Annotated in this window: 10 protein-coding genes; 6 read left to right on the top strand and 4 right to left on the bottom strand. The window is 64.8% G+C overall.

Annotation, left to right across the window (positions count from 1 at the left end; translation table 11 throughout):
- The 3 genes from FM113_RS00865 to FM113_RS00855 form a co-directional block, all read right to left on the bottom strand.
- The coding region (locus FM113_RS00865) for a DUF222 domain-containing protein (RefSeq protein ID WP_140393256.1) at positions 1–796 on the bottom strand (796 nt) is incomplete at its 3' end.
- 109 nt (positions 797–905) lie between these two features.
- Positions 906–1,490 (bottom strand): 3'-5' exonuclease, encoded by a 585-nt coding sequence (locus FM113_RS00860; protein ID WP_087010498.1) that lies wholly within the window; start codon positions 1,488–1,490, stop codon positions 906–908.
- 61 nt (positions 1,491–1,551) lie between these two features.
- Positions 1,552–2,727: an agmatine deiminase family protein gene (locus FM113_RS00855; protein WP_254908802.1), complete on the bottom strand. Its 1,176-nt coding sequence runs from the start codon at positions 2,725–2,727 to the stop codon at positions 1,552–1,554.
- Positions 2,728–2,848: 121 nt separating this feature from the next.
- On the opposite strand from FM113_RS00855, the gene ychF reads away from it, so the two are divergent.
- The 5 genes from ychF to FM113_RS00830 all read left to right on the top strand — a co-directional run bounded on the left by ychF (position 2,849) and on the right by FM113_RS00830 (position 5,720).
- Positions 2,849–3,922, top strand: coding sequence for a redox-regulated ATPase YchF (gene ychF / locus FM113_RS00850; protein WP_087010496.1), 1,074 nt, complete (start codon positions 2,849–2,851; stop codon positions 3,920–3,922).
- A 118-nt stretch (positions 3,923–4,040) separates the two neighbouring features.
- Positions 4,041–4,367, top strand: coding sequence for a hypothetical protein (locus tag FM113_RS00845; protein WP_087010494.1), 327 nt, complete (start codon positions 4,041–4,043; stop codon positions 4,365–4,367).
- A gap of 209 nt (positions 4,368–4,576) precedes the next feature.
- A complete protein-coding gene (locus FM113_RS00840; RefSeq protein WP_087010492.1) occupies positions 4,577–4,954 on the top strand; it encodes a DUF4259 domain-containing protein in 378 nt (125 codons plus the stop codon).
- Between the two features lie 116 nt (positions 4,955–5,070).
- Positions 5,071–5,304, top strand: coding sequence for a toxin-antitoxin system (locus tag FM113_RS00835; RefSeq protein ID WP_087010490.1), 234 nt, complete (start codon positions 5,071–5,073; stop codon positions 5,302–5,304).
- On the top strand, positions 5,301–5,720 hold the full coding sequence (locus tag FM113_RS00830; RefSeq protein ID WP_087010488.1) for a type II toxin-antitoxin system VapC family toxin: 420 nt from the start codon (positions 5,301–5,303) through the stop codon (positions 5,718–5,720). The genes FM113_RS00835 and FM113_RS00830 overlap by 4 nt, the downstream gene beginning before the upstream one ends.
- A gap of 41 nt (positions 5,721–5,761) precedes the next feature.
- On the opposite strand, the gene FM113_RS00825 is transcribed toward FM113_RS00830, so the two are convergent.
- A complete protein-coding gene (locus tag FM113_RS00825; RefSeq protein WP_087010486.1) occupies positions 5,762–5,998 on the bottom strand; it encodes a hypothetical protein in 237 nt (78 codons plus the stop codon).
- A 68-nt stretch (positions 5,999–6,066) separates the two neighbouring features.
- Here FM113_RS00825 and FM113_RS00820 point away from each other — a divergent pair, with 68 nt between their 5' ends.
- A complete protein-coding gene (locus tag FM113_RS00820; protein ID WP_087010485.1) occupies positions 6,067–6,516 on the top strand; it encodes an SRPBCC family protein in 450 nt (149 codons plus the stop codon).
- Positions 6,517–6,520 lie beyond the last annotated feature (4 nt).

Below are 6,520 nucleotides of genomic sequence, written 5' to 3'. Positions count from 1 at the left end.
CCGCGAGCGCATCGGCGCGAACGACGTCGAGCGTGAGGTCGGCAGCACCCTCGGCAGTCTTGGTGCCCTCGGCAGTCTTGGCGCCCTCCGCAGTCTCGGCACCCGCCCGCGCGTGTGCGGTGATCGTGTGCCGCGCGATGCGAGTCAGCCGATCCTTCACGGCGTGCGCTTCGATGCTGGGCAAGTGGGCGATCAGATCTGACATCCCGTTGGCCTGATCCACCACGCGCACGCTCCGGCACCGCGCGGCGTCACGGTGCCGCTCCTCGGGTGGGATCTCGGCGTAGCGGCTCGCAATCCGCTGCGCGATGGGCCGGAGCCGGTTCGGAGTCTCTGTCCGCGCCTCATGCAGTACCTCGGCCTCGTATGCGCGGCGGCGACGTTCGCTTTGGCTGTCGGTGCCGTGACCGAGTGGTGCACCGGCCTCGGCGAGCACTCTGGCGTGTCCCAGGGCGATGCCTCCGGCGGCGAGTTCGCTCACCGTGTCTGCGAAGGCGTGGGTCAGCCGTTCCGCGACGTTCAGCTCTGCCTCGATCGCCGGCTCGCTGCGGCTCAGTGCGGTCGACAGTTCGGCCCGCAGTGCGCGATACCGGAGCTCCGCGTTGCCAGAGCGCTGCCCGGTCACGGCGAGGTTGAGCGCCCGACTCAGCAACCGGACGTGCTCGGCATCGAGCGCGCGCCGCTGCCGCTCGACCGCTTCGAGCTCTGTCACCACGGCGTCGAGCGCAGCGATCTCCTCGATGCGCTGGGCCGACTCGCGATGCTGCTCCGGATCGCTGGGCTGGATGGGGGACATGCGACTATTCCAGCACGGACCACTGACACTCTGAATTGGCCAGATCTGAGCAAGACAAAACCCCTGGAGAGGGCAAAAAGTGGCGTGAAGTCAAGGAAATTGGGAAACCCTAGAGCTTGAGCGGAATGGCCTTCAGCTGCTGGATTCTGAGCCCCGTGGCGCGGACGAGTTGCGGAAGGTCTGCGGCCGCGTGTCGACGCGCCGCGTCAGACACGATGGCGGCGGCAGCCTCCGCGTCGGCCATCGCATCATGGTGAGCAAACTCTCCATAGCCGGCCGCGGCGGCCGACAGCGGAAGTCGGTGGGACGGGATGTCGTAGGTCTTGCGTGACACCTGCACGCTGCAGAGATACTTCAAGCGCGGTGTGGGGCTGATCGACTCGGCGCAGGCCGCCCGGATCACACCCATGTCAAAGCTCGCGTTGTGCGCCACAGCGATGTCGTCGCCCAGGAACTCCTGGAGCGCCGGGAGCTGCGCGCTCCAGTCGAGAGCATCCGTGACCATGTCGGCGGTAATGCCGTGAATCTTTACGTTGAACGGGAGGAATCGCGCATGCGCGGCGGGCGGTCGGATGAGCCAGTACGCGCGATCCACAACCCGGCCGTCGCGGACGCGGGCCAGTCCGACGGAGCACGCCGAGGACGGATGGTTGTTCGCGGTCTCGAAATCGATCGCGGTGAAATCTACTGGCACCCTCCCAGCCTGACACACCCCGCTGACATCTCACGGCGGATCAGGGCCAGCGCAACCGGTTTCAGGCTGGCACGTCGTGGGTGGCGCAGTGGATCCCGCCCCCGCCCGAAGCGATCTCGTCGATCCGCAGTGGCACGATATCGCGACTCGGATAGTGCTCGGCAAGGATGTCGCGGGCCCGCCGATCCGCCCGCCGATCGCCAAACTCGGGAACGAGCAGGACCTCGTTGCCCACGAAATAGTTCACGTATGAAGCGAGGAAGTCGTCGCCGGTGCCTCGGATCCGGCCGAAGTCGGGCTGTGGAAGTTCCACGATCTCGAAGCCCCGACCGCGGGCGTCGGTCTCTCGCTCGAGCACTTCGCGCGCCTGGGCGGAGGAGCGGGACCACACGTCCTCCGGACTGTCCGGGCCGGGAACGTCGAGCAGGATCACGCCGGGAGCGGCGAATCGCGCGAGCGAGTCCACGTGCGCGTCGGTGATGTCCTCGCCGACCACTCCGTCGAACCAGATCACACGATCCAGCGCGAGCAGTTGCCGGAGCTCCGCATCGATTTGCGCCTCGGAGAGCCCGGGGTTCCGGTTCGGATTCACGATCGAGCTGCGCGTCACAAGGAGCGTGCCCTCGCCGTCGGTCTCGAATGATCCGCCCTCCGCCACGAGCGAGGTGTTGATGCGCGGGATCCGGAGTTCTTGCAGGACCTCGGAGGCTACGGCACCGTCGCGGGTGTGGAGCTGCTTGTCGCCCCAGCCGTTGAAGTTGAAGTCGACACCGGCAACGCCATCCGCGTTCTCGATAAATACGGGCACGGTGTCCCTGGCCCACAGATCATCGACAGGGATCGGCACGACCTCGACGAGGCTGCCGCAGCGCCGGGCGGCGTCTTCGGCCTCGTCGGGTGAGGCCATGAGAAGAACGGGCTCTGACTCGGCCAAAGTGCGCGCGATGTTCGCGATGTCCGCGCGGACATAGGGGGTGTCTTCGGCCCAGATGCGGGACGTCGGCCAGGACATCACCGTGCGGGCGTGTGGTTCCCACTCGGCGGGGAAACGGGGGATTGTGGGCGTGGACGGCATACCGTTGGCCTTCCTGGGGATATCGGAAACTGTGCACCCCGAGGCGAGGAGGCCGGCCGCGGCGAGGCCCGCGCTCGCGAGTACCGTGCGTCGGGTGATCGAGGCCTGAAACATGGGAGAGGCTTTCTCGTAGGAAGGGGCAGCGTGATCCTGCGGACTCATGCCGACAGGCTCATGTCGAGACAAGTTAGGTTGGAAACCAAGAATAACCGGATCGGCATGCGTTCTCGCTGGGAATTTCGCTGGCTGCCCGGCAGCGGGAACCCGGGTAGACTTCATCCTCGTGGCTCTTTCAATTGGTATCGTCGGTCTCCCGAATGTCGGCAAGTCGACCCTGTTCAACGCCCTCACGCACAACGATGCTCTCGCGGCGAACTACCCGTTCGCGACGATTGAGCCGAACGTTGGTGTCGTCAACCTGCCGGATGCTCGGCTGAACAAGCTCGCGGAGATCTTCGGCTCGGAGCGGATCCTGCCCGCGCCGGTTTCGTTTGTTGACATCGCCGGAATCGTGCGCGGTGCCAGTGAGGGTGAGGGGCTGGGCAACCAGTTCCTCGCGAACATTCGCGAGTCGGATGCGATCGCCCAGGTTGTCCGGGGCTTCTCCGACCCCGACGTGATCCACGTTGAGGGCGGCGTGAACCCCTCCAGCGACATGGAGACGATTAACACCGAGCTGATCCTGGCTGATCTGCAGACAATCGAGAAGGCGCTGCCGCGCTTCGAGAAGGAACTGAAGTCGAAGAAGATCGATCCGGCAGTGGTGAGCACCGCTCAGGAAGCGCTCGCCGCATTGAACGCGGGCACGCTGCTTTCCGCCACGAAGATTGATCTCGAGCCGATCCGCGAGCTGGGCCTGCTCACCGCGAAGCCGTTCCTCTACGTATTCAACGTTGACGAGGGCGTGCTGCAGGATCAGGCAAAGCTTGATGAGCTCGCGGCACTCGTCGCCCCCGCGAAGGCGATCTTCCTCGACGCAAAGCTCGAGAGTGAGCTTATCGAGCTCGACGAGGACGACGCGGCCGAGCTGCTCGCCTCGATTGGCCAGGAGGAGAGCGGGCTCGACCAGCTCGCCCGTGTCGGCTTTGACACCCTCGGTCTGCAGACGTACCTCACCGCGGGGCCGAAGGAGGCGCGGGCCTGGACGATCCGCAAGGGGGCGACGGCTCCGCAGGCCGCCGGCGTCATCCACGGTGATTTCGAGAAGGGCTTCATCAAGGGCGAGATCATCTCCTTCGACGATCTCGTCGAGACCGGCTCCGTCGCCGAGGCTCGCGCCAAGGGCAAGGCCCGCATGGAGGGCAAAGAATACGTGATGCAGGACGGCGACGTCTGCGAGTGGCGCTTTAACGTGTAGCTTCGCCACCGTGTGATCGCAGAATGCCCCGGCACCTCTCGGAGGAGCCGGGGCATTCTGCGTGTGGCTCTCTGCTGCTGCTGGACTGGGCGCGTGTCGAGGCCGTACTGTGCGCGAAATGACGCACCTTCCGCCAGCGCGCCGTGTGATTCGACTCTTCCCTGACTACGGGCGTGATTGGCCGCTGTGGGAGGACTCGACGTCGACCTGGGATATCGGGTACACGACCGATCCGGAGACGTACTCCCTCTCGGCAGGTTTGAGCCGGGATATTGCAGACTGGAACGCGCTCTGGGTTCGGAATTTCGATCCGTTCGATGGGTGGGCGTCTGATCTTCTCCGGACGAAATGGGAAGCTGTAGGGCTCGACATTGCGGCCCGACTTCGCAATGAAGTCGCGGCGTTTGCAGATGTGTCGTACGAACCTTGGCCGCTGCAGATGTGAGATCTGGGACTCGGCGTGAGGTCGCGCCCTGACCCGAACAGCGATGTTTGTCACTGTTGTCTGAAGTGCGGTCACCGGGGTATCGCGCTGTCGGTGGTCTGCGCTACGCTGCGAACGCCGTGAATTTCCGCGGCACTGGAGCAGCCACCGTGCTTCACCTGAGCGCTGCGTAATCCGCGCCAAGCAGATCATCCGAGGAAGGGCACCACATGGGCACCTGGGGACACCAGCCGTGGGACAACGACGGCGCGGCGGACTGGTTCACCAGTCTGTTCGACGGGATCGACATTGACGGCCACATCGAGCGCGCTTTCGCCACCGACGACGGGGACGAGATCCGGGCCGCCGCGTACATCCTCACGGCTCTTGGCCGGCCGTACATCTGGCCGGGTGCCTTGGAGCGGTTGGACGGACATTTGGAGCGCGGGATCGAGCTCCTCACCGAGTTCCTCGAAGAGGACTCGGAGTTCCGAGAGCTCTGGGAAGATGACCCCGAAGCGCTCGCTGCGGTCCGAGCTGAGCTCGCGGCCCTCGAAGCGCGCCTCAACGGGGACGACGATGCCGCGGACGAAGACGACGAGGAGTAGCCCCAGTCTTCACCGAGTCTGAGAGCGCGAAGTTCCGCAACAGCGGGGTTCGTGCCAAATCCAGTAGAGCGATCCTCGTGATATCATGGGTGATATCACATTGAAGGGTGGTGCGTATGTCCTCCATTCTTGTTCGCGGCCTGGATGACGGCGTCAAAGCCCAGCTTGTCGCCCAGGCGAAGCGTCATGGGAGATCGATGGAAGCCGAGGTGCGCGACATTCTGACTCGCGCGGCACGGCAGCCGAACATTGGGCTCGCGTTGCTGCGGGCAGGACAGAGCGTCGGTGGAATTGAAGTGCTCCCGGTGCCGCTTCGTACTGATCGTCCCCGTGCGATGGAGTTCGAATGATCGTTCTGGACACGAACGTGATCTCCGAAGTGCTGCGCCCGAATCCGGACGCGCGTGTTGTGGGGTGGCTGCAGACTCTGGGGGCCGAAGTCACGATCACTGCCGTGACGCTGGCTGAGCTGTGTGCTGGCCTGCGTCGCCTTCCGGAAGGCCAACGCAAGACCGACTTGGAGGCTGCCGTGTACGCAGCGGTCGAACCTTTTCGCAGCGCGCAGATGGTGTTTCCCTTTGATGAGGCTTGCGCTGAGGCGTACGCCGATATTTTGTGGGAGCGCGAGCGTGCTGGGCTCCCCATTGCGATCGCTGATGCGCAGATTGCGGCGATTTGCCGCACCCATGACGCGATGTGCGCGACCAGGAACGTCCAAGATTTTCACCACACCGGAATCCCAGTCGTGAACCCCTGGACCGACTGAGGCACCCCAAGCTCTCATGCGCGGCGGGCGGCTGAATGGAGTCAACCGCCGCTGAGCCCGAGGATCCCGCCGAGCCAGTTCGCGCCGAGCACCACGACGAGGGTGCCGCCGAGCAGGAGCGCCCAGGATTTCCACGAGGTCGGGAAGAAATTCGCGCCCCCGTCGAACGACCAGAACAACGGTTTCCAGCCGCCGGGGTCGTCGCTTGGAACCTGCGGTTCGTTGTGGTCCTCGAGCCCGTCACCGGTCCCTGGACTGTGATCGGCGTGCTCGGTCATGATCCCACCCTATCCCCGGGGTGACACCCTGCGGTGGCCTCGGCGAGAGTATCGCGTAGCGTTGAGGCATGCCCCGTTTCGAACTCCACACGCGCATCGCGGCACCGATCGACCGGTGTTTTGCGCTGAATCTGTCGATCGACGCGCACACGGACTCGATGGCCGGATCGAAGGAGCGGGCAGTCGCCGGGGTCACCCATGGGGAGATCGGGCCGGGGGAGAGGGTCACATGGCGGGCCCGGCATTTTGGGATTCCGTTTCGACTCACCTCCGAGATTTCGGCGTTCGAGCGACCCGTGCGTTTTGTGGATGAGCAGGTCTCGGGGCCGTTCGCGCGGTGGTGGCACGAGCACGAGTTCATCGATCAGGGTACCGAAACGCTCATGATCGACCGCATCGAGTTTCGAGCCCCCTTTGGGGTGCTCGGTCGGCTCGCCGAAAAGCTTGTGCTCGAACGGTACATGGAACGACTCATTCGGAGCCGGAACGCCTGGCTGCGCGCCGAGTTGGAGCGGTGATCTC

It is taken from the genome of Leucobacter sp. 7(1), from assembly GCF_900163635.1.
In the GTDB taxonomy this organism is placed as follows: Bacteria; Actinomycetota; Actinomycetes; order Actinomycetales; family Microbacteriaceae; genus Leucobacter.
The sequence above is the reverse complement of the archived record's forward strand: the minus strand, read 5'-3'. Positions and strand labels throughout refer to the sequence as shown.

Bases quoted from the DNA above. Each gene is read 5' to 3' on its own strand.
- FM113_RS00855 (WP_254908802.1), bottom strand. From the start codon at position 2,727: ATGAGTCCGCAGGATCACGCTGCCCCTTCCTACGAGAAAGCCTCTCCC.
- FM113_RS00845 (WP_087010494.1), top strand. From the start codon at position 4,041: ATGACGCACCTTCCGCCAGCGCGCCGTGTGATTCGACTCTTCCCTGAC.
- FM113_RS00825 (WP_087010486.1), bottom strand. From the start codon at position 5,998: ATGACCGAGCACGCCGATCACAGTCCAGGGACCGGTGACGGGCTCGAG.
- FM113_RS00835 (WP_087010490.1), top strand. From the start codon at position 5,071: ATGTCCTCCATTCTTGTTCGCGGCCTGGATGACGGCGTCAAAGCCCAG.
- FM113_RS00830 (WP_087010488.1), top strand. From the start codon at position 5,301: ATGATCGTTCTGGACACGAACGTGATCTCCGAAGTGCTGCGCCCGAAT.
- FM113_RS00840 (WP_087010492.1), top strand. From the start codon at position 4,577: ATGGGCACCTGGGGACACCAGCCGTGGGACAACGACGGCGCGGCGGAC.
- FM113_RS00820 (WP_087010485.1), top strand. From the start codon at position 6,067: ATGCCCCGTTTCGAACTCCACACGCGCATCGCGGCACCGATCGACCGG.